A 20430-nucleotide genomic window follows, 5' to 3' on the forward strand; every position below is an offset into this window, starting at 1 on the left:
CTGTTGGCGGGGTATAGTTGAAACGTAAACAACTTGGGAAGGTGAGCGACCATGCAGTTCGGGATCTTCACGGTCGGTGACGTCACGCCGGACCCGACCACGGGGCGGGTGCCGTCCGAGCGTGAGCGGATCAAGGCGATGGTCGCGATCGCGCTGAAGGCGGAGGAGGTCGGTCTGGACGTGTTCGCGACGGGGGAGCACCACAATCCGCCGTTCGTGCCGTCGTCGCCGACCACGATGCTCGGTTACATAGCCGCGCGCACCGAGAGGCTGGTCCTGTCCACGTCGACCACGCTGATCACGACGAACGACCCGGTGAAGATCGCGGAGGATTTCGCGATGCTCCAGCACCTGGCGGACGGGCGGGTGGACCTGATGATGGGCCGGGGCAACACCGGTCCGGTGTATCCGTGGTTCGGCAAGGACATCCGCGAGGGCATCAACCTGGCGGTGGAGAACTACGCGCTGCTGCGCCGGCTGTGGCGTGAGGACGTCGTGGACTGGGAGGGCAGGTTCCGCACGCCGTTGCAGGGCTTCACCTCGACGCCGCGCCCGCTGGACGGGGTGGCGCCGTTCGTGTGGCACGGCTCGATCCGTTCGCCGGAGATCGCCGAGCAGGCGGCCTACTACGGCGACGGCTTCTTCCACAACAACATCTTCTGGCCCATGGGGCACACCCGGCGGATGATCGAGCTGTACCGCAACCGGTACGCCCACTACGGGCACGGCACGCCGGAGCAGGCGGTCGTCGGGCTGGGCGGTCAGGTGTTCATGCGCCGGAACTCGCAGGACGCGGTGCGCGAGTTCCGGCCGTACTTCGACAACGCCCCGGTGTACGGGCACGGTCCGTCGCTGGAGGAGTTCACCGAGCAGACCCCGCTGACGGTGGGTTCCCCGCAGCAGGTGATCGAGCGGACCCTGTCCTTCCGGGAGTACGCCGGCGACTACCAGCGCCAGCTGTTCCTGATGGACCACGCGGGGCTGCCGCTGAAGACCGTCCTGGAGCAGCTGGACATGCTCGGCGAGGAGGTCGTGCCGGTGCTGCGCGCGGAGTTCGCGAAGAACCGCCCGGCCGGCGTGCCGGACGCCCCCACCCACCGGTCCCTGCTCGCCGCGAAGGACGCCAAGGACGCGCAGGACGCGAAGGACGCGAAGGACGCGCAGGACGCGAACGGCGTCGAGGGCGTGAAGGAGGAGAGCACCGTATGAAGCTCGTCGTCGTGTCGGCGGGACTGAGCGTCCCGTCCTCCACCCGGCTGCTCGCCGACCGGCTGGCCGCCGCCGTCGTCCGGCGGGCCGACGCGGAGGTGGACGTGCAGGTGATCGAGGTGCGCGACCTCGCGGTGGAGATCGCGCACCACCTCACCAACGGGTTCCCCGGACAGGCGCTGGCCGCGGCGCAGGACGCGGTGACCGGGGCGGACGGGCTGATCGTCGTCACGCCCGTGTTCTCCGCCTCGTACAGCGGGCTGTTCAAGTCCTTCTTCGACGTGCTGGACAAGGACGCGCTGACCGGCAAGCCGGTGCTGCTCGCCGCGACCGGCGGCACCGCGCGGCACTCCCTGGTCCTGGACCACGCGCTGCGCCCGCTCTTCTCCTACCTGAAGGCCGTGGCCGTCCCCACCGGGGTCTACGCCGCCTCCGAGGACTGGGGAGCCGAGGGACTCGCGCAGCGGATCGAGCGGGCGGGCCGGGAACTGGCCTCCCTGATGCCGAAGGCCGAACGCCGCACGGAGCCCGGCGTGGTGCCCTTCGCCGAGCAACTGGCGGCGCTGGAACCGTAGGCGCACCGCCTCGCCGCCCACCCGTGCGACCCGGTCGGCCGGGTGGGCGCCGTCCGCGGCGGGGGGTTCCGGGCCGCGCCGCTTCGGGCCTGTCCACGGGGTGGGTGAGAAGACGGTAGGGGACCCGAGGTGGTTGCGCGTTTGACGGTTAGAGGGCGGTAAAAAGGGTGATCGTAGGCCCATCCGTCCCGGCCGAACCGATCGAGACCTTGGCAAACTGGGTACGTGCCCCAGACTGTGCTGCTCGCCGAAGACGACCGTGCCATCCGCCATGCCCTGGAGCGTGCCCTGACCCTGGAAGGGTACGAGGTGACGGCGGTGGCGGACGGCGTCGAGGCGCTCGCACAGGCCCACAAGACCCCGCCGGACGTCCTCGTGCTCGACGTGATGATGCCCGGCATCGACGGCCTCCAGGTCTGCCGCGTGCTGCGCGCCGAGGGCGACCGCACCCCCATCCTCATGCTCACCGCCCTCGTCGAGACCGCCGACCGCATCGCGGGGCTGGACGCCGGCGCCGACGACTACGTGGTCAAGCCCTTCGACGTCGAGGAGGTCTTCGCCCGGCTGCGCGCCCTGCTGCGCCGCACCAGCCCGGTCCCGGCCGGGACGAGCGGCGGCGACGGCGCGGGCCGGGGCGAGCCCCAGCTGTCCGACCGGCAGATCGAGGCCGCCGGCCTGCGCATGGACCTCCAGGCCCGCCGCGTCTGGCGCGGCAGGCGGGAGCTGGAGCTGACCCGCACCGAGTTCGAGCTGCTGGAGCTGCTGGTCCGCAACGCCGGCATCGTGCTCGACCACTCCACCATCTACGACCGCATCTGGGGCTACGACTTCGGCCCCGGCTCCAAGAACCTCGCCGTCTACGTCGGCTACCTGCGCCGCAAGCTGGACGAGCCCGGCGCCCCCCAGCTGATCCACACGGTGCGGGGCGTGGGTTACGTGCTGCGGGAGGACTGAGTGGACCGCCTGCGCCGGACACCGGCCCGGCGTCGGCCCAAGCTGGTCTCCCTGCGCACCACCTTCGCCGTCTCCTTCGCCGCCGTCACCGCCGCCGTCACCATCCTCGTCGGCATCGTGTCGTACGGCTCCGCCGCCCGGCTGGTCCGCGTCGACCAGCAGTCGGTGTTCAGCCAGGTCGTCCAGGACGTACGGGACGAGGTGCGCCAGCACACGATGGTCCCCGAGGACTTCTCCTCCTCCCGGCCCGGACACGACCTGGTCCGCCCCGCCCGTACCGACGTCCAGGTGCTCGGCGCGCAGGGGCAGATCACGGACCACGGCAGCCCGGTGCTGCCCGTCACCTCCCGCGACCGGGCGATGGCGACCGCGCGCACGGCCGGGAAGGTCGCCGAGCACAAGGACGTACGGGTCGGCGACGACCTCTTCCGCATCGCCACCGTCTCGCTCGGCCACGGCCGGGGCGCGGTCCAGGTCGCGCAGGAGTTCAGCGACACCGAGGACCTGCTGCGCACCCTCCAGCAGCGGACGCTGATCCTGACGGCGGCCGTGGTGGTGGCGGCCGGTCTGTTCGGCTGGTGGCTGGCCCGCCGGATCACCCGGCGCCTGGTGGTGCTCACCTCCGCCGCCGAGGACGTCGCCCGCACCCGGCGCCTGGGCATCGAGGTGCCGGTGGCGGGGCTGGACGAGGTGGGACGGCTCGGCCGCGCCTTCGACCGGATGCTGGGGCGGCTCGCGCAGTCGGAGGAGGACCAGCGGCGGCTGGTCCAGGACGCGGGCCATGAGCTGCGTACGCCGCTCACCTCGCTGCGCACCAACATCTCGCTGCTGCGGCGCATCGACGAGCTGCCGCCGGACACCCGGGACGACCTCGTCGCCGACCTGACCCAGGAGGCGCGCGAACTCACCGACCTGGTCAACGAGTTGGTCGACCTCGCCGCCGGGCAGTCCGACACCGAGCCGCCGCAGCGGGTGGACCTCGCGGACATCGCGGAGGACGTGGTGGGGCTGGCGTCACGGCGCACCGGGCGGGAGATCGTGCTGCGGGCCGCCGGGGACACCACGACCGACGGCCGGCCCGGGATGCTGCAACGGGCCATCTCCAACCTGGTCGAGAACGCGGCCAAGTTCGACCGTGCGGGCAAGGCGCCGATCGAGGTCCAGGTGACCGGTCCGGCGCGGCCGGGGACGGTACGGGTGGAGGTGCTGGACCGGGGCCCCGGGATCGCGGAGGGCGACCTGATCCGGATCTTCGACCGCTTCTACCGGGCCGCCGACGCGCGCTCCCTGCCGGGCTCCGGGCTCGGTCTGTCCATCGTCCGGGAGGTCGCGATGGCCCACGGGGGCGCGCCGTTCGCCTACCGGCGCGAGGGCGGCGGCGCGGTGATCGGCTTCACGGTGGGCGGGGGCTGACCGGCTCCACCGGGGAGGCGAACGGCCGCCCCCCTCACGGGGAAGACGGCCGTCCGGCCCCCTCACCGGGAGGTCACGAGGACCGCTCGCCGATCACCGGCAGGGTGAGGAAACCCTCGGCCCGGGCGCTGGCCAGGCCGATCCGGGGGATGTCGCTGGACTTGGCGAAGAGCAGGAAGCGGGGTTCCCACACCGGCCGGTACTTCGCGTTCGCCCGGTACAGGGACTCGATCTGCCACCAGCGTGAGAAGAAGGTGAGGATCGAGCGCCACAGCCGCAGCACCGGGCCCGCGCCGAGGCGGGCACCGCGCTCGAAGACCGAGCGGAACATCGCGAAGTTCAGCGACACCCGTTCCACGCCCAGCTCCTTCGCGCCCAGCAGCAGCTCGACGACCATGTACTCCATCAGGCCGTTCTCGCAGTCGCGGTCGCGGCGCATCAGGTCCAGGGAGAGGCCGTGCTCGCCCCAGGGCACGAAGCTGAGCAGGGCGCGGGGCTCGCCGTCGGCGTCCCGGCACTCCAGCATCACGCAGCGGCCGTCCGCCGGGTCGCCGAGGCGGCCCAGGGCCATGGAGAAGCCGCGCTCGGTCGCGCCGTCGCGCCACCGGTCGGCGCGGTCGACGAGGACGGCCATCTCCTCGGCCGGGATGTCCTCGTGCCGGCGGACGCGCACGGTGTAGCCGGCCCGCTTGACCCGGTTGTGGGCCTGGCGGACCACGCGCATCGCACGGCCCTCCAGGGTGAAGTCGGCGATGTCCACGATGGCCTCGTCACCGAGTTCGAGGGCGTCGAGTCCGTGCCGGGCGTAGACGGTGCCGGCCTCCTCACTCGCGCCCATGACCGCCGGGATCCACGCGTGCCGGCGGGCCTCGGCGAGCCAGGCGTCGATGGCGCCGGGCCACGCCTCGGGATCGCCGATCGGGTCGCCGGAGGCGAGGGAGACCGCGCCGACGACGCGGTAGGTGATCGCCGCCTTGCCGCTGGGGGAGAAGACGGCCGCCTTGTCGCGGCGCAGCGCGAAGTAGCCGAGGGAGTCGCGGGCGCCGTGCTTGTCGAGCAGCGCGCGCAGCTTCTCCTCGTCGGCGGCGGTGAGCAGCTGCTTGCCGCGCGGGGAGCGGAAGCAGGCGTACAGGACGAGGCAGAAGGCCGCGGCGAGCAGGGCGTTGACCGTGATGTCGGTCCAGCGGGGGGCGTGCACGTGCTCGATGCGGTCGGCGAAGACGCCGACGCTGATGCCGCGCAGGTAGGTGTAGGCGATCTCGTCGGTGAGGCCGGCGCCGGGCAGCTTGTTGGTGGCGTGCACCAGCAGGGTGCCGAGGCCGCCCGTGACCAGCAGTCCGCCCGCGCCGACGGCCAGCGCCAGCTTGGGGTTGGAGGGGTCGCCGACGGCGTTGAACTCGCGCCGGCCGATCAGCAGGGCGGCCACGAACAGGCCGGTCAGGGCGGCGGAGACCCAGTTGAAGACGTGGTCGGCGTACCGGTCCTGGGTGAGGCCGACGGCGTAGACCAGGAAGAGCGGGCCGGCGAGCAGCAGGTTGGTCAGCCACGCGGCCCGCTTGCGCCGCCGCATCACCAGCGTCAGGAAGATCGCGAGGGCGGCGGAGACCAGGCCGGCGGTGGCCAGGTACGGCGTGAAGAAGGCGCCGACGTGCTGGTGCGGGTGCTGCTCGTTGAAGAGCTTGCTGGTGTTGTGCTCGTGGACCTCCTCGCGGAACGGCAGGGACAGCACCGCGAGGACGTTGAGTACGGCGATCAGCCGCAGGTACCAGACCGTGGCCGAGGCCGCCGCGGCGCGCAGCCGCGGGCCGGGGGCGAGCGACGGGAGCGTCCGGCGCGGGCCGGTCTGGGTGGAGGCGTGCGGCGAGGGCAGGGTCGACTGCGGAGCGGGCATGGTGACTGGTCACCTTGGGGAGGGGGACGGTTCTACGCGGACCCTACAGGTCGTAGGGCGGAGCGTCGCCGGTCGGCGTACGGGACAGGAGCGTAGCGGGCGAGGTTCTTACCTGGCCCTTTCCGGCCTTTCGTACATCTCGTCAGCCCGCCCGTTCCATGCCGCGCCGGGCGGACGTCAGGGTCCAGGCCAGGTTGCCGACCGCGGCACCGGCCGCCACCACGGCGACGATCACCCCTCCGGTGGCGAGGCCGTCGCTGAACAGGTGCGGGCGCCGGTCGAGGCTGTGCAGACCGAAGCCGCACAGCTCGTACACCCCGACGGCCGCGACGACGAGGCTGACGACGAGCACGGCCAGGGTCGGCGCGAGACTGCGGGCGCAGATCTCCGCGCCGGGCGCCGTCTCCGTGTCCTGCATGGCTCCCCCGTTGGGCGTGGTGGAAGGGACGGTCGAACGACCAGGTGGCCGTGGCCGGTTGGGAACCTACAATACGTAGGGTCCGTTAGGGTCGACGCCATGCGTGTGTACATGAGTGCGGACATGGAGGGCATCACCGGCCTCGTCGACGCCGATGACGTCCAGCCGGGCGGCCGGGACTACGAGCGCGGCCGCTCCATGATGGCGGAGGACGTGAACGCGGCGGTGCGCGGCGCGCTGGCGGCCGGCGCGAGCGACGTCCTCGTCAACGACGCCCACGGCCCGATGCGCAACCTCCTCCCGGAAGCCCTGCTCCCGGCCGTCCGCCTGGTGCGCGGCAAGCCCAAGCAGATGGGCATGCTGGAGGGGCTGACCGGGGAGTACGACGCGATGGTCTGCGTCGGCTACCACTCCCGGGCCGGCGCCGCGGGCGTGCTCAGCCACAGCTTCATGGGCCACGAGATCGAGGACATCTGGCTGGACGGCCGCCCGGTCGGCGAGATCGGCCTCGCCCACGCCACGGCGGCGGCGCTGGGCGTGCCGGTGGTGGCGCTCACCGGTGACGACGCGGCGTGCGCCGAGATGGCGCAGTGGGACGCGTCGGTGGTCACGGTCCCGGTGAAGTACGCCCACGGCCGGTTCGCGGCCGAGCTGCGGCCGGAGGCGGAGGCCCGCAAGGCGATCGAGGACGCGGTCGCGGGCGCCCTCACCACGCTGCCGGCCCGCCCGGCCCCGGCCGCAGGCGAGTCCGTCCTCACCGTCCGCTGGCAGTCCGCCGCCGTCCCCGCGACCCTGCTCGGCCTCCCCGGTGTCACGGCCGAGGACGACCGCACCGTCCGGGCGAGCGGCCCGCTCGCCTCCCTCTACCGCCAGTTCGGCGTGTGGATGCGCGTGGCGTCGTCCCTGACCAACCAGGCGCCGTACTGCTAGACGGCGGTACGGCCGGACGCCCGGGTTCGAGGAGCGCGGGCGACGCCCGCCTCCATGACCGGTTCCGGTTCCTCCGCCTCCACGTCATGACAGGCGGTGTCCGATCCCCCGCGCGGTGCCGATCGACAGGCGGCTGCCGGTCTCCCGCAGCTTGCGGCGCAGCCGGCTCAGGTACTGGTCCAGGGTGTTGTCGCTGACCCGGGCGCCCTCGGGCCAGCCGGCCCGCACCAGGTCGCGGCGGCGCACGAGCGACCCGTCGGCGGCGGCGAGGGTGGCCAGCAGCCGGAACTCGGTCGGGGACAGCGCGGTACGGACACCGTGCACGCTCATGCTGTGGTCCACCGCGTCCAGGACCAGGTCCCCGGCCGTGGCCACCGCCGCCGGGGCGGTCCTTCTGAGGAGCGCGCGCAGTCTCGCGGCCAGTTCCGCGAGGTGGAAGGGCTTGCGCAGGTAGTCGTCGCCGCCCGCGGAGAAGCCGGAGAGGCGGTCGGCGAGGTGGTGCCGGGCGGTCAGGAAGATCACGGGACCGGGGAAGCCGTTGGCGCGCATCGCCTGGCACACGTCCCGGCCGTCCGCGTCGGGCAGGCCGACGTCCAGGACGGCCGCCGCGATGCCGGACGTGGCCAGGCGCAGGGCGGTGGCGCCGTCGGCGGCCAAGACCGGCTCGAAGTCCTCGTCGTACAGACCTCGGCGCAGCACGTCCCGCAGGACGTGATCGTCTTCGACGACAAGGATCCTGGGGCGCATGATTCTCCAGCCGCCTGCCGGCGAGGGTACGGGGACGGGCGGTCCGGACGACGGCCGCCGGCACCGCCGCTCGGGCACGGGTGCCTGCCGCCGCGGACCGCGTCGACGTGTGGACGGCCGACAACGAGCGTCTACAGCCCCGTAGACCGTCTACGGAACTGTAGACGAACGGCGGGCCGGTGTCGTTCCCCGGGAGGGCGCGGCGGGGAGCCCCGGCTCATGCGACCGGGGGACCGGCGGGCGCGCGGCGGCGCGGGTCGGCGCCGCGTTCGGTCCCGAGGGCGGGGGCGGCGCGGCGTGGCGCTGTGATCGGTCCGGCGGGCGTGCGGCGGCGCGGTGATCGGTGTCGCGTGCGCGCGGCGGCGTGGGTCAGTGCTGGGATCCGGATTCCCGGGCGGCAAGCCCCTGCGGTGCCGTGTCCGCGCCGGGACCCAGGTCCTGGGTCCCGATGACGGACAGCAGCTCCAGTTGCTCGGCGCCCCGGCTGCCGGGCGGCGCGGTGAACCACAGCAGGCGCTGGCGTCCGTCCTCGCTGAGCAGGTTGTGGCAGTCGAGTTCGATGACGCCGAGCAGGGGGTGGACGATCCGCTTGTGGTCCATGCGGCGCACCGCGACGTCATGGGTGTCCCAGAGGGTCGCGAACTCCGGGCTGCGCCGGCGCAGCGCGGCGACCATCTTCGCGACCTCCGCGTCCCGGCCGCGCCGGGCGGCCGCCGCCCGGAGGTCGGCCACGAACACCCGGGAGTGGCGGGGGTGGTCCTCGGGAGGGTGGATCTCGCGCGCCCGCGGATCGGTGAACCAGCGGTACACGTAGCTCGCCTCCGGGCCGCGCCGCGCCGGGGACGCGCCGAGCAGGGCCCGGGCGGGCTCGTTCTCCACCAGCGTTTCGTGCAGGTCGGTGATGACGCGCGCGGGGGTGTTGGACAGCCGGTCCAGCAGTCCGAGGAGCGCGGGCTGCACATGTGCCGACGTTCCGTGGGCCGATCGGGGGATCGGCCGTTCGGCCAGGTGGAAGAGGTGGTCGCGCTCGTCGCCGTTCAGCCGCAGGGCTCGGGCGAGGGCGGCCAGGGTCTGGGCCGAGGGCTGCGCGCCGTGCTTGGCGCTGCCGCGCTCCAGCTCGGTGTAGTAGTCCGCCGACAGCCCCGCGAGCTGGGCGACCTCTTCGCGGCGCAGCCCGGGGACGCGACGGCGCGGGCCCTGCGGCAGACCGACGTCGGCGGGGCGGACGCGGTCGCGGCGTGACCGGAGGAAGGCGCCGAGCTCTGGAAGGTTCACCCCTCCATGGTCACTCGCGCGCGGGAGCGTAACCAGGGGATGGCGTCCCCTGGGTAGACGCAGCCCTGGCTGGGCGCGCGGAACCGGCCGATCGTGGAGAAGCAGCAGGGCGACGGCGAGGCCGCGGTCGCCCGACCACCATCCACCACAGGAGCCGGCCATGCCCATCCCCACCTTCCCCGACGCGACCGGCGGTCCGGCCCCGCGCTCCGGCGCGCCCCGGGTCGCGATCGTCACCGGCGGTTCGCGCGGCATCGGCCGCGGGGCCGTCGGCCGGCTGGCCGCCGACGGCTACGCGCTCGTGGTCGGCTACGCCGGGAACCGGGCCGAGGCCGAGGCGGCCGTGCGGGAGGCCGAGGCCGGCGGCGGCCGGGCGATCGCGGTGCGCGCCGACGTCGCCGACGAACAGGCGGTCGCGGCCCTGTTCGACGCGGCCGAGGCGGAGTTCGGCGGCATCGACGTCGTCGTGCACGCGGCCGGCCGGGTGCGCATGGCGCCGATCGCCGAGATGGACCTCGCGGACCTGGACGACCTGCACCGCACCAACATCCGCGGCACCTTCGTCGTCGTCCAGCAGGCCGCCCGCCGGGTGCGCTCCGGCGGGACGATCCTTACGTTCTCCACGTCCGTGGTGGGGCTGGCCTTCCCGACCTACGGCGCGTACGCCGCGAGCAAGGGCGCGGTCGAGGCGCTGACCCAGATCCTGGCCCGGGAACTGCGGGGCCGGGACGTCACCGCCAACGCCGTCGCACCCGGGCCCACGGCCACGGACGGGTTCCTGGACGGCAAGGACGAGGAGACCATCGCCCGCCTGGCCGCCCGGGCCCCGCTGGAACGGCTCGGCACCACGGCCGACATCGCCGAGGTCGTCGCCTTCCTGGCCTCCCCGGCCGGCCACTGGATCAACGGCCAGGTCGTCCGCGCCAACGGCGGAATCATCTGACCCGCGCGACACCCCACCGAGAGAACCCCACCGAGAGAAAGAAGAACGAGCCATGCCCTTCGCCAACTTCAAGATCCCCGAGAAGACCCTCACCCCGAAGCAGAAGGAACTGATCGTCACCCGCACCACGGAGCTGTACGTCGAGCTCTACGGCGAGCGCGCCCGCGCCAACACCATGGTCCTGGTCGAAGAGGTCACCGACGGCGGCTGGGGGATCGGCGGCAATGTGCTGACCCTGGCGATGCTCGGCGAGGCGACACCGACCGAGGACGCCTGACCGCCCCGGGCACCTGCGGACCGAGGGCCACCTCACCGTCCTGACTCCGCCTGGTTCTCCATGCCGGGCTGTCTGCATCTGACGGGCCCCCTCAACTGTGCTGGAAGAGGGGGCACCTCAACGCCCGCCCGAACCCCACCTCACGGCCACACCAGGCAGTACGCCTGATGCCCCGCTTCATGCAGCCGATGCGAGAAGTCCTGCCATTCGTGCAGCAGTTGGTACACGTTGAAGGCGTCCCGGGGGCCGCCCCGGTCCGGGACCGTGGACCAGATGAAGGCCGCGGCGCCGACGGCTTCCTCGCCGATGCCGCGCAGGGGGTCGACCACGGTCATGGGGAGTTTGACGACCGCGTAGTCGGGGTGCAGGACGACCAGTTCGAGGGGCGGGACCTTGTGCAGCGGGACGCCCTCGATGCCGGTCAGGACCATGGCCGCCATGGTCTCCGGCTTGATCTTGGTGAACATGCCGTTCATGCCCAGCTCGTCGCCGCCGAGTTCCTCGGGGCGCATCGAGATGGGAACGCGGGCCGCCGTCGCGCCGTCCGGCGCGCCGAAGTACTTGTAGGTCACCCCCACTCGACCACCATTCCCGCTCCCCGCCCGGAGGCGGTCGGCCTGGTCCGTACGATCAGCCCGCTCGGCCCTGTCGGCCCGGTTGGCCCGGCGGTCCTTCCGGCGCCGGCCCGCGCGCCCCGGAGCGGGGTCCGCGGGGCGGTCCGGGCCCCCCGCGCGGTCCACGCCGAAGGTCGGGTCCAGGTCCAGGGTCCGGTCCCGGGGAAGGTCGAACGTCCGGTCCCGGGGGACGTCGAAGGTCCGGTCCCGTGCCGGGTCCGACGACGACCGGTCCCGCGCCGGGTCCGACGGACGCTCCAGCGGAAGGTCCTGCGGCCGGCCGAGCGGAAGGTCCCGTGCCTGGCCGAGCGGAAGGTCCCGTGCCTGGCCGAGAGGCAGGTCTCTCGGCCGGTCCAGCGGAAGGTCCTGCGGTCGGCCGAGGGGGAGGTCCCGTGCCGTCCGGTCGTGCGGAAGGTCCCGCGGGAAGTCCCGCGGCCGGTCCGGGGGAGTCTCCCGTGTCCGGTCCAGCGGTCGTTCCGGCTGTTGTTCACGCGTGCGCTCGGGCTGTCGGTCGTACCGGTCGGTCCCCCGGTCGTACCGCTCCGGTTCGGCCGGTGCGGCCGGGGTGCGACGTGCCTCGGTCGTGTCCTCCGCTTCGCGCCGGTGCCTTCCCCGCCGGGCACGTCGAGGACCCAGGTCATCGGTCCCCTCGCCCAGTCCGCCACCGCGATGCATATCTCCACCCGACTGCTTTTCTAGGACGCGTGGCCCCCGCCGCGCAACCCGATCATCGTGTCAGTGACCTCCCCCACGGCCGCCCGCCGAAACGTGCGGTGGAACAACAGTCCACGGGGATCTGCCGGTCCCTGATCCTTACGTGCCCGCAGGAGCTGTGTGTGTCGGGTCTCAGTCTCGCAGATGGCGGACCGGAGCGGCGCGGAACGGCGGGCGGGCCGCCACCGCACCGGTCCGGCGGCCTACCCTGAGGAGGTCACCCCGCAACCGGAGTCCGAGAGGTCGGAGAAGCCGCACACATGAGTGCCCTGAGCGAAACGCCCTATCCCTACGAAGCGCCCGCCTCCCAGGCGCTCTTCGACCGTGCCTCGGTGGTCACGCCGGGGGGCGTGAACTCCCCGGTGCGCGCCTTCGGCGCCGTCGGCGGCACGCCCCGCTTCATGGTGTCCGGCAACGGCCCCTACCTCACCGACGCCGACGGACGGGAGTACGTCGACCTGGTGTGCTCCTGGGGCCCGATGATCCTCGGGCACGCGCACCCCGAGGTCATCGCCGCCGTCCAGGAGGCCGTGACCCGCGGAACGTCCTTCGGCACGCCCGGCGAGGGCGAGGTCGCGCTCGCCGAGGAGATCGTCGCGCGGATCGAGCCGGTGGAGCAGGTCCGGCTGGTGAGCAGCGGCACCGAGGCGACCATGTCCGCCATCCGGCTCGCCCGCGGGTTCACCGGGCGGTCCAAGGTGATCAAGTTCGCCGGCTGCTACCACGGGCACGTCGACGCGCTGCTCGCCGCCGCGGGCTCCGGGGTCGCCACGTTCGCGCTGCCCGACACGCCGGGGGTGACCGGCGCGCAGGCCGGCGACACCATCGTGCTGCCGTACAACGACCTCGAAGCCGTGCAGGAGGCCTTCCACCGGCACCCCGGCGAGATCGCCTGTGTGATCACCGAGGCCTCGCCCGGCAACATGGGCGTGGTGCCGCCGGACCCCGGCTTCAACCAGGGCCTCAGGGACGCCTGCCACAAGAACGGCGCCCTCTACATCTCCGACGAGGTCATGACCGGCTTCCGCACCAGCCGCGCCGGCTGGTACGGCGTCGACGGGGTCAAGCCCGACCTGATGACCTTCGGGAAGGTGATGGGCGGCGGGTTCCCGGCCGCCGCGTTCGGCGGCCGGGCCGACGTCATGGCCTACCTCGCGCCCGCCGGGCCCGTCTACCAGGCCGGCACGCTGTCCGGGAACCCCGTGGCCACCGCCGCCGGGCTCGCCCAGCTCCGGCTGCTCGACGAGGCGGCGTACGACACCGTCAACGCGACCTCCGCGCAGCTCCGGTCCCTGGTCACCGAGGCGCTGAGCAAGGAGGGCGTGGCGCACCGGGTGCAGAACGCCTCCAACATGTTCACGGTGTTCTTCACCGACCGTCAGGTGCGCAACTACGAGGACGCCAAGCGTCAGGAGACGCACCGCTTCACCGCGTTCTTCCACTCGATGCTGTCGAACGGCGTCTACCTGCCGCCGTCGGCCTTCGAGTCCTGGTTCGTGTCCACGGCCCACGACGAGCGGGCCGTGCAGAAGATCGCCGACGCCCTTCCGGCGGCGGCCCGGGCGGCTGCGGAGGCCACCGCGTGACCATCGGAAACAGCGTCGGCACCAGCGAGAAGGACGTCACCGTCGTCCACCTCATGCGGCACGGCGAGGTGGAGAACCCGACCGGGGTGCTGTACGGGCGGCTGCCCGGCTACCACCTGTCCGAGCTGGGGCGGCGGATGGCCGACCGGGTCGCCGAGCACCTGGCCCCGCGCGACATCACGTACGTCTGCGCCTCCCCGCTGGAGCGGGCGCAGGAGACCGCCGCCCCGATCGCCAAGGCGCACGGCCTCGACCTGGACACCGACGAGCGGCTCATCGAGGCCGAGAACGTGTTCCAGGGCAAGACCTTCGGCGTCGGTGACGGCGCCCTCCAGCGGCCCGGCAACTGGAAGCACCTGACCAACCCGTTCCGGCCGTCCTGGGGCGAGCCGTACGTGGACCAGGTCGTGCGGATGATGGGCGCGCTGAACGCGGCCAAGGACAAGGCGCGCGGGCACGAGGCGGTGCTGGTCAGCCATCAGCTGCCGGTGTGGATCGTGCGGTCGTACGTCGAGCGGCGGCGGCTGTGGCACGATCCGCGCAAGCGGCAGTGCACCCTCGCCTCCCTGACCTCGTTCACCTACCTCGGCGACAAGATCGTGTCCGTCGGCTACAGCGAGCCCGCGATCGATCTCGTGCCGGCCCATCTGCGCGCCGGCGCCAAGCCGCAGCAGGGCAAGGGCGCCGGGCAGGGGAAGGCCTTCGGCGCCTGACCACGGTACGAGCGGCCGACCGCGGTTCCGAGTCCCGTCACCTGACGGACCGTTAAGGGACACTTAGGACGCTTTTGCCGGGAGTATTAAGAAAAACATACAAGTTCACGGAACCTCCCCGATCGTCGTGCCCTCTGACTGGGTGACCACCATCACGCGCGACGAATCGGGGATCTTTCATGCGTACCGTCTCCCGGACACTCACCCGCAGGGGAATGCTCGGCCTCGGCGCGGGTGCGGCCGCCGCCGCCACGCTCACCGGCTGCGGAAGCCTCAAGTCCTCGGACGGCGGTGACCACACGGGCGGTTCCCACCAGGTGCAGGGCAGCGGGGAACGGCCGGCCAAGCCGATCGGCGACGGCTCCACCGCGTTCACCGGCAAGCAGCCGGGGCAGCCCGCGCGGCCCGAGCCGCTGGAGCCGGGCCAGACCCCGCCCCAGTTCGTCGTCTTCTCCTGGGACGGCGCGGGCGAGGTCGGCAACGGCCTCTTCCCGCGCTTCCTGGACCTCGCCAAGGAACACGGCGCGCACATGACCTTCTTCCTCTCGGGCCTGTACCTGCTGCCCGAGTCGAAGAAGCGGCTGTACCTGCCCCCGAACAACCCGCGCGGCGCCTCCGACATCGGCTACCTCACCGACGAGCACATCAAGGCCACCCTCACCAACGTCCGCCGGGCCTGGCTGGAGGGCCACGAGATAGGCACCCACTTCAACGGGCACTTCTGCGGCGAGACGCACGGCTCGGTGAAGTGGTGGACGCCACAGCAGTGGAAGAGCGAGATCGACCAGGCGAAGTCCTTCGTCAAGGAGTGGAAGACCAACACCGGCTGGCACGACCTGCCCGCGCTCCCCTTCGACTACGACAAGGAGCTGGCCGGCGGCCGCACCCCCTGTCTGCTGGGCCAGGACAACCTGCTGCCCACCGCGCGCGAGCTGGGCTGGCGCTACGACGCCTCCTCCCCGGGCGGCCGTCAGGTGTGGCCGGTGAAGCGGTCGGGGATCTGGGACCTGCCGTTGCAGCAGGTGCCGTTCCCGGGGCACTCCTTCGAGGTGCTGTCCATGGACTACAACATGCTCGCCAACCAGTCCGTGAACTCCACGAAGGCGCCCGCCTACAACTACCCGGGCTGGCGCAAGCAGTCCGCGCAGGCGTACATCGCCGGCTTCCAGCGGGCCTACGAGACGAACCGGGCGCCGTTCTTCATCGGCAACCACTTCGAGCAGTGGAACGGCGGCATCTACATGGACTCCGTCGAGGAGGCGTTCAAGCACATCGCGGCCGAGCGGGACAAGGGCGCCGACGTACGGCTGGTCTCCTTCAAGCAGTTCGTGGAGTGGATCGACGTGCAGAAGCCCGAGGTGCTGGACAAGCTGCGCACGCTGGAGGTCGGCCGGCAGCCCGCCGGTGGCTGGAAGACGTTCCTCGCCTGACCGCCCGGCCCGGCTCCCTTGTCTGAAATGTCCCGTGTAAATAGCTCTGAAATGCGGTTTTCCGCCCCGCAGGGGGGTGCGCGAGAACCCCGGGAACGACATGCGAAACTTTTCACATGAGTACCCGTAGCCGCGCCGTCCTGCTCAGCGCCGTGGCCGTCACCGCGGCCCTGTCCCTGTCCGCGTGCGGTAAGGGCGGCACCTCGGGCGGCGGTGGCAACACCAACTTCGTGACCGGCAACAACGGCATCGACACGGTGCCGGTGAGCAAGCGCGCCGCGGCCCCGGACCTGTCCGGCAGGACCATCGACGGCAAGACCCTGAACGTCGCCGACTACAAGGGCCAGGTCGTCGTCATCAACGTCTGGGGTTCGTGGTGCAGTCCGTGCCGCGAGGAGGCCCAGTACTTCGCCAAGGTGTCGAAGCAGTACCAGGGCAAGGGCGTGCAGTTCGTCGGGATCAACACCCGCGACACCAGCACCACCCCCGCGGTCGCCTTCGAGCAGGCGCACGGGATCGCCTACCCGAGCCTGTACGACCCCACGGGCAAGCTCATGCTGCGCTTCAAGAAGGGCACCCTGAACCCCCAGCTGATCCCCTCCACGCTCGTCATCGACCGGCACGGCAAGGTCGCCGCCCGGGCGCTGGAGGCGCTGGACGACACCACGCTGCTGAAGATGCTCAAGCCGGTCGTCGCGGAGAAGTGACGTGAGCGCGACTGTGACGCTGGCCGGCCCGGTGACGCTGGCCGCGCAGAACCAGACGGTGCTCCACGGGGCACTGCTGGTCGCGCTGCCGCTCGCCCTGCTCGGCGGCCTCGTCTCCTTCTTCTCGCCCTGCGTCCTGCCGCTGGTGCCCGGATACCTCTCCTACGTCACCGGGGTGGCCGGCACCGACCTGGCCGAGGCCCGGCGCGGACGCATGGTGGCCGGCGCCGCCCTGTTCGTGCTCGGCTTCAGCGCCGTGTTCGTCTCCGGCGGCGCGCTGTTCGGCTCCTTCGGCTGGACCCTCCAGGAGCACAAGGAGACGCTGTCCAAGGTGCTCGGCGTGGTCATGATCCTCATGGGCGCGTTCTTCATGGGGCTGATGCCCTGGTTCACCCAGCGCGAGTTCCGCCTCCACAAGCGGCCCACGGCCGGGCTGGTGGGCGCGCCGATAGTCGGTGCCCTGTTCGGGATCGGCTGGACGCCCTGCATCGGCCCGACCCTCGCCTCGGTGAACATCCTCGCGATGCAGGAGTCGAGCGCCGGGCGCGGGGCGACCCTGATGGTCGCCTACTGCCTGGGCCTCGGCGTGCCCTTCGTGCTGGCGGCCGTGGCCTTCCGCAAGGCCCTCGGCGCCTTCGGCTGGGTCAAACGCCACTATGTGTGGGTGATGCGCATCGGCGGCACGATGATGATCGTGACCGGTGTGCTGCTGCTGACCGGTGCGTGGGACAGCCTGGTGCAGCAGATGCAGACCTGGTCCAACGGCTTCACTGTGGGGATCTGATCGATGAGCAAGACCGAAACCGACACGAGCCAGGGCCAGGAGGATCTCGGCGCCGCCGGGTCCCAGCTGTCCACCGCCCCGCGCGAGGAGCAGCTGTCCGGTGTGCCCGCCATGGGCGTCGTCGGCTGGATCCGCTGGTTCTGGCGGCAGCTGACCTCCATGCGGGTCGCGCTGCTGCTGCTCCTGCTGCTCTCGCTCGGCGCGATCCCCGGTTCGCTGATCCCGCAGACCGGTGCCGACTTCAACAAGGTCGACGCCTTCCGCGAGGCGCACAAGACGCTCGCGCCGGTCTACGACAAGCTCGGGCTGTTCCACGTCTACAGCTCGGTGTGGTTCTCGGCGATCTACATCCTGCTGTTCATCTCCCTCATCGGCTGCATCGTGCCGCGCGCCTGGCAGTTCACCGGCCAGCTGCGCGGCCGGCCGCCGGGCGCCCCCAAGCGGCTGTCCCGGCTGCCCGCGTACACCACCTGGCGCACGACGGCCGAGCCCGAGGATGTGCGCGAGGCCGCGCTGAGGCTCCTGAAGCGGCGCCGCTTCCGTGCCCACGCCGAGGGTGACGCGGTCGCCGCCGAGAAGGGCTACCTGCGCGAAGTCGGCAACCTGATCTTCCACATCGCGCTGATCGTGCTGCTGGTCGCCTTCGCCTGGGGCCAGATGTACAAGTCGGACGGCACCAAGCTGATGGTGGAGGGCGACGGCTTCTCCAACGCGCTGCCGATGTACGACGACTTCAAGTCGGGCAGCATGTTCCAGCCGGACGAGCTGGTGCCGTTCAGCTTCGACCTGAAGAAGTTCACCGGCACCTACGAGACCAGCGGGCCCAACAAGGGCACGCCGCGCACCTACCAGGCGAAGATCGAATACAGCGAGGGCGCGGACGGCAAGCGCAAGGCCACGACCATCAAGGTCAACCAGCCGCTGCACATCGGCGAGTCCAAGGTCTACCTCGTCAGCCACGGCTACGCCCCCGTGATCACCGTCCGCGACGGCAAGGGCAAGGTCGTCTACCACGACGCCGTGCCGCTGCTGCCGCTCGACGGCAACGTCACCTCCAACGGCGTGGTGAAGGTGATGGACGGCTACCGCAGCCCGAAGGGCCTGAAGGAGCAACTCGGCTTCCAGGCGTTCTTCGTGCCGACCTTCGACCCGAAGGCCGGCACGATGATGTCCCAGTTCCCGGCGCTGCTGAACCCGCTGCTCGCGGTGAACGCCTACCACGGCGACCTCGGGGTGGACGCGGGCATCCCGCAGAGCGTGTACCAGCTGGACACCTCGCACATGAAGGCGTTCAAGGACGACAAGGGCCAGCTGCTGAAGAAGCTGCTCCAGCCCGGCGACAGCATGCAGCTGCCGAACGGCGCCGGCTCGATCACCTTCGACAAGGAGATCAAGCAGTGGGCCGGCTTCGAGATCGTCCAGGAGCCGGGCAGCGGCTGGGCGCTGGGCGGCGCGATCGCCGCGATCTTCGGTCTGGCCGGGTCCCTGTTCATCCAGCGCCGCCGGGTCTGGGTGCGCGCGGTGCGCGGGGCCGACGGCGTGACGGTCGTCGAGATGGCCGGGCTCGGCCGCAGCGAGTCCTCGAAGCTCCCGGAGGAGCTGGGCGACCTCGCCGGAACCCTCTACGACCAGGCGCCGGGGGCACCCGACCCCGACGACGACCCTTCCCCCATCCCCGACCCTCACGTCGTACCTGCCGAAGGGGCTGAGAAGTGACTCTCGCCGCCGTAACAGAGCTGGCCGCCGGGACCAACGAGCATCTCGCGAGCATGAGCAACACGCTCGTCTACTCCGCGATGACCGTGTACACCCTGGCCTTCCTCGCCTACATCGCCGAATGGATCTTCGGCAGCCGCAGCAAGGTGGGCCGCACGGCCAACGCGCTCACCGCGGACACCGCCCGGCAGACGAGCCGTCCCGCCGTCACCGTGAAGAAGGCCGGCGGCACCGCCGTGCTGGAGCGCCCCCAGGTCGTCGTCCGGGCCGCGGCCGGCTCCCGGGACGTGCCGGACGGCCCCGGCGCGCACGGCGGAACCGTCCAGGGCGACCTGTATGGCCGGATCGCCGTCTCGCTGACCGTGCTGGCCTTCGTGGTGCACCTCGCGGGCGTGGTGGCCCGCGCCGCCTCGGTGCGGCGGGCGCCGTGGGGCAACATGTACGAGTTCAGCATCACCTTCACCGCGGTCGCCGTCGGCGTGTACCTGGTGCTGCTGGCGCTGCGGAAGAACGTGCGCTGGCTGGGCCTGTTCCTGACCACCACGGTCCTGCTGCTCCTCGGCCTCGCCGTCACCGTGCTCTACACGGCCAGCGACCAGCTGGTCCCGGCCCTGCACTCGTACTGGCTGTACATCCACGTCTCCACCGCGATCTTCTGCGGTGCCGTGTTCTACGTCGGCGCGGTGGCCACGATCCTGTACCTGTTCAAGGACTCGTACGAGAACAAGCTGGAGGCCGGCCTGAAGCCCGGCTCCTTCGCCACCTCGGTCCTGGAGCGGCTGCCCGCCTCCGCCACCCTGGACAAGTTCGCCTACCGGGTGAACGCGGCCGTCTTCCCGCTGTGGACGTTCACGATCATCGCGGGCGCGATCTGGGCCGGCGACGCCTGGGGCCGCTACTGGAACTGGGACCCCAAGGAGACCTGGTCGTTCATCACCTGGGTCGCCTACGCCTGCTACCTGCACGCGCGGGCCACGGCCGGCTGGAAGGGCCGCAAGGCCGCCTACCTGGCGATGATCGCCTTCGCCTGTTGGCTGTTCAACTTCTACGGCGTGAACATCTTCGTCACCGGCAAGCACTCCTACGCGGGCGTGTGAGCCAGGGGTCGCCCACACTGGAGTCATGAGCGGTTCCATCGCGCAGGGCACCAGTCAGACCCACGGGAACACGCACATACTCCACTTCCTGGTGCGGCTCCCGAGGCCCATGGAGGACGTCTGGGCGGCGGTGGCCACCCCCGAGGGGATCGGGGCGTGGTGCACCGCCGTCGACGCTCTCGAACCCCGTCTGGACGGCGCGGTCTCGCTGCGCGGCCTGGGCGCCGGCCGGATCACCGCCTGGGACGTGGACCGGATGGCGGAGTACACGGTCGAGGGCGGCCGGCTCCGCTTCCACCTGGAGCGGGACGGCACGGCGGAGAGTGTGCTGCGCTTCACGCACGAGTTCCAGGGTGAGGGCCCGACGGACATGGACTGGCGCCGTAGATTCGAACGACTGATCGCCCTGCTGGGGGCGGACTTCCCGGGCTGACGAC

Annotated in this window: 20 protein-coding genes; 15 read left to right on the top strand and 5 right to left on the bottom strand. The window is 71.7% G+C overall.

From position 1 onward, the window contains the following. Positions 1 to 51: 51 nt before the first annotated feature. The 4 genes from ACSP97_RS20500 (at position 52) to ACSP97_RS20515 (ending at position 4151) form a co-directional block, all read left to right on the top strand. A complete protein-coding gene (locus tag ACSP97_RS20500) occupies positions 52 to 1209 on the top strand; it encodes an LLM class flavin-dependent oxidoreductase (protein ID WP_440553707.1) in 1158 nt (385 codons plus the stop codon). Continuing rightward, positions 1206 to 1784: an FMN reductase gene (locus ACSP97_RS20505; RefSeq protein ID WP_355532037.1), complete on the top strand. Its 579-nt coding sequence runs from the start codon at positions 1206 to 1208 to the stop codon at positions 1782 to 1784. Before ACSP97_RS20500 ends, ACSP97_RS20505 begins: the two co-directional genes overlap by 4 nt. Positions 1785 to 2021: 237 nt before the next feature. Continuing rightward, the gene (locus ACSP97_RS20510) at positions 2022 to 2738 is read left to right on the top strand and encodes a response regulator transcription factor (protein ID WP_355146000.1); all 717 of its coding nucleotides are present in this window, start codon (positions 2022 to 2024) and stop codon (positions 2736 to 2738) included. After that, positions 2739 to 4151 carry a sensor histidine kinase gene (locus ACSP97_RS20515; RefSeq protein WP_355145199.1) on the top strand — a complete coding sequence of 471 codons (1413 nt, stop codon included), beginning with the start codon at positions 2739 to 2741 and terminating at the stop codon, positions 4149 to 4151. Between the two features lie 73 nt (positions 4152 to 4224). On the opposite strand, the gene ACSP97_RS20520 is transcribed toward ACSP97_RS20515, so the two are convergent. Beyond that, positions 4225 to 6042 (bottom strand): phosphatidylglycerol lysyltransferase domain-containing protein, encoded by a 1818-nt coding sequence (locus tag ACSP97_RS20520; protein ID WP_358680626.1) that lies wholly within the window; start codon positions 6040 to 6042, stop codon positions 4225 to 4227. Positions 6043 to 6184: 142 nt separating this feature from the next. After that, positions 6185 to 6460, bottom strand: coding sequence for a hypothetical protein (locus ACSP97_RS20525; RefSeq protein WP_355145203.1), 276 nt, complete (start codon positions 6458 to 6460; stop codon positions 6185 to 6187). Positions 6461 to 6559: 99 nt separating this feature from the next. Here ACSP97_RS20525 and ACSP97_RS20530 point away from each other — a divergent pair, with 99 nt between their 5' ends. Further along, on the top strand, positions 6560 to 7390 hold the full coding sequence (locus ACSP97_RS20530) for a M55 family metallopeptidase (RefSeq protein ID WP_355145205.1): 831 nt from the start codon (positions 6560 to 6562) through the stop codon (positions 7388 to 7390). 84 nt (positions 7391 to 7474) lie between these two features. On the opposite strand, the gene ACSP97_RS20535 is transcribed toward ACSP97_RS20530, so the two are convergent. Continuing rightward, positions 7475 to 8137 carry a response regulator transcription factor gene (locus ACSP97_RS20535; RefSeq protein ID WP_355324560.1) on the bottom strand — a complete coding sequence of 221 codons (663 nt, stop codon included), beginning with the start codon at positions 8135 to 8137 and terminating at the stop codon, positions 7475 to 7477. Between the two features lie 369 nt (positions 8138 to 8506). After that, positions 8507 to 9412, bottom strand: a complete 906-nt coding sequence (locus ACSP97_RS20540; protein ID WP_355145209.1) for a helix-turn-helix transcriptional regulator — start codon at positions 9410 to 9412, stop codon at positions 8507 to 8509. A gap of 160 nt (positions 9413 to 9572) precedes the next feature. On the opposite strand from ACSP97_RS20540, the gene ACSP97_RS20545 reads away from it, so the two are divergent. Beyond that, complete coding sequence (locus ACSP97_RS20545) at positions 9573 to 10355, top strand: SDR family oxidoreductase (RefSeq protein WP_355324554.1); 783 nt, start codon at positions 9573 to 9575, stop codon at positions 10353 to 10355. Positions 10356 to 10407: 52 nt separating this feature from the next. After that, positions 10408 to 10632, top strand: coding sequence for a tautomerase family protein (locus tag ACSP97_RS20550; RefSeq protein ID WP_355145213.1), 225 nt, complete (start codon positions 10408 to 10410; stop codon positions 10630 to 10632). Between the two features lie 140 nt (positions 10633 to 10772). Here ACSP97_RS20550 and ACSP97_RS20555 read toward each other — a convergent pair whose 3' ends face one another. After that, on the bottom strand, positions 10773 to 11210 hold the full coding sequence (locus ACSP97_RS20555; RefSeq protein WP_003992141.1) for a hypothetical protein: 438 nt from the start codon (positions 11208 to 11210) through the stop codon (positions 10773 to 10775). A 1019-nt stretch (positions 11211 to 12229) separates the two neighbouring features. On the opposite strand from ACSP97_RS20555, the gene hemL reads away from it, so the two are divergent. The 8 genes from hemL to ACSP97_RS20595 all read left to right on the top strand — a co-directional run bounded on the left by hemL (position 12230) and on the right by ACSP97_RS20595 (position 20426). Beyond that, positions 12230 to 13546 carry a glutamate-1-semialdehyde 2,1-aminomutase gene (hemL, locus tag ACSP97_RS20560; RefSeq protein WP_355146002.1) on the top strand — a complete coding sequence of 439 codons (1317 nt, stop codon included), beginning with the start codon at positions 12230 to 12232 and terminating at the stop codon, positions 13544 to 13546. 53 nt (positions 13547 to 13599) lie between these two features. Then, positions 13600 to 14259 (top strand): histidine phosphatase family protein, encoded by a 660-nt coding sequence (locus ACSP97_RS20565; RefSeq protein ID WP_355146004.1) that lies wholly within the window; start codon positions 13600 to 13602, stop codon positions 14257 to 14259. Between the two features lie 179 nt (positions 14260 to 14438). Further along, on the top strand, positions 14439 to 15689 hold the full coding sequence (locus ACSP97_RS20570; RefSeq protein ID WP_355145224.1) for a hypothetical protein: 1251 nt from the start codon (positions 14439 to 14441) through the stop codon (positions 15687 to 15689). A 116-nt stretch (positions 15690 to 15805) separates the two neighbouring features. Further along, a complete protein-coding gene (locus tag ACSP97_RS20575; RefSeq protein WP_355145226.1) occupies positions 15806 to 16396 on the top strand; it encodes a TlpA family protein disulfide reductase in 591 nt (196 codons plus the stop codon). Between the two features lie 19 nt (positions 16397 to 16415). Continuing rightward, on the top strand, positions 16416 to 17180 hold the full coding sequence (locus ACSP97_RS20580) for a cytochrome c biogenesis CcdA family protein (protein WP_146467011.1): 765 nt from the start codon (positions 16416 to 16418) through the stop codon (positions 17178 to 17180). Positions 17181 to 17183: 3 nt separating this feature from the next. Further along, entirely contained in the window at positions 17184 to 18896 is a 1713-nt protein-coding gene (gene resB, locus ACSP97_RS20585) for a cytochrome c biogenesis protein ResB (RefSeq protein ID WP_440553713.1), read from the top strand. Beyond that, on the top strand, positions 18893 to 19993 hold the full coding sequence (gene ccsB / locus ACSP97_RS20590; RefSeq protein ID WP_355145230.1) for a c-type cytochrome biogenesis protein CcsB: 1101 nt from the start codon (positions 18893 to 18895) through the stop codon (positions 19991 to 19993). Before resB ends, ccsB begins: the two co-directional genes overlap by 4 nt. A gap of 25 nt (positions 19994 to 20018) precedes the next feature. Beyond that, positions 20019 to 20426, top strand: coding sequence for an SRPBCC family protein (locus tag ACSP97_RS20595; RefSeq protein ID WP_355145232.1), 408 nt, complete (start codon positions 20019 to 20021; stop codon positions 20424 to 20426). Positions 20427 to 20430: the final 4 nt, after the last annotated feature.

The sequence above is a fragment of the Streptomyces sp. SCPE 10 genome (assembly GCF_051980735.1).
GTDB lineage: Bacteria > Actinomycetota > Actinomycetes > Streptomycetales > Streptomycetaceae > Streptomyces > Streptomyces misionensis.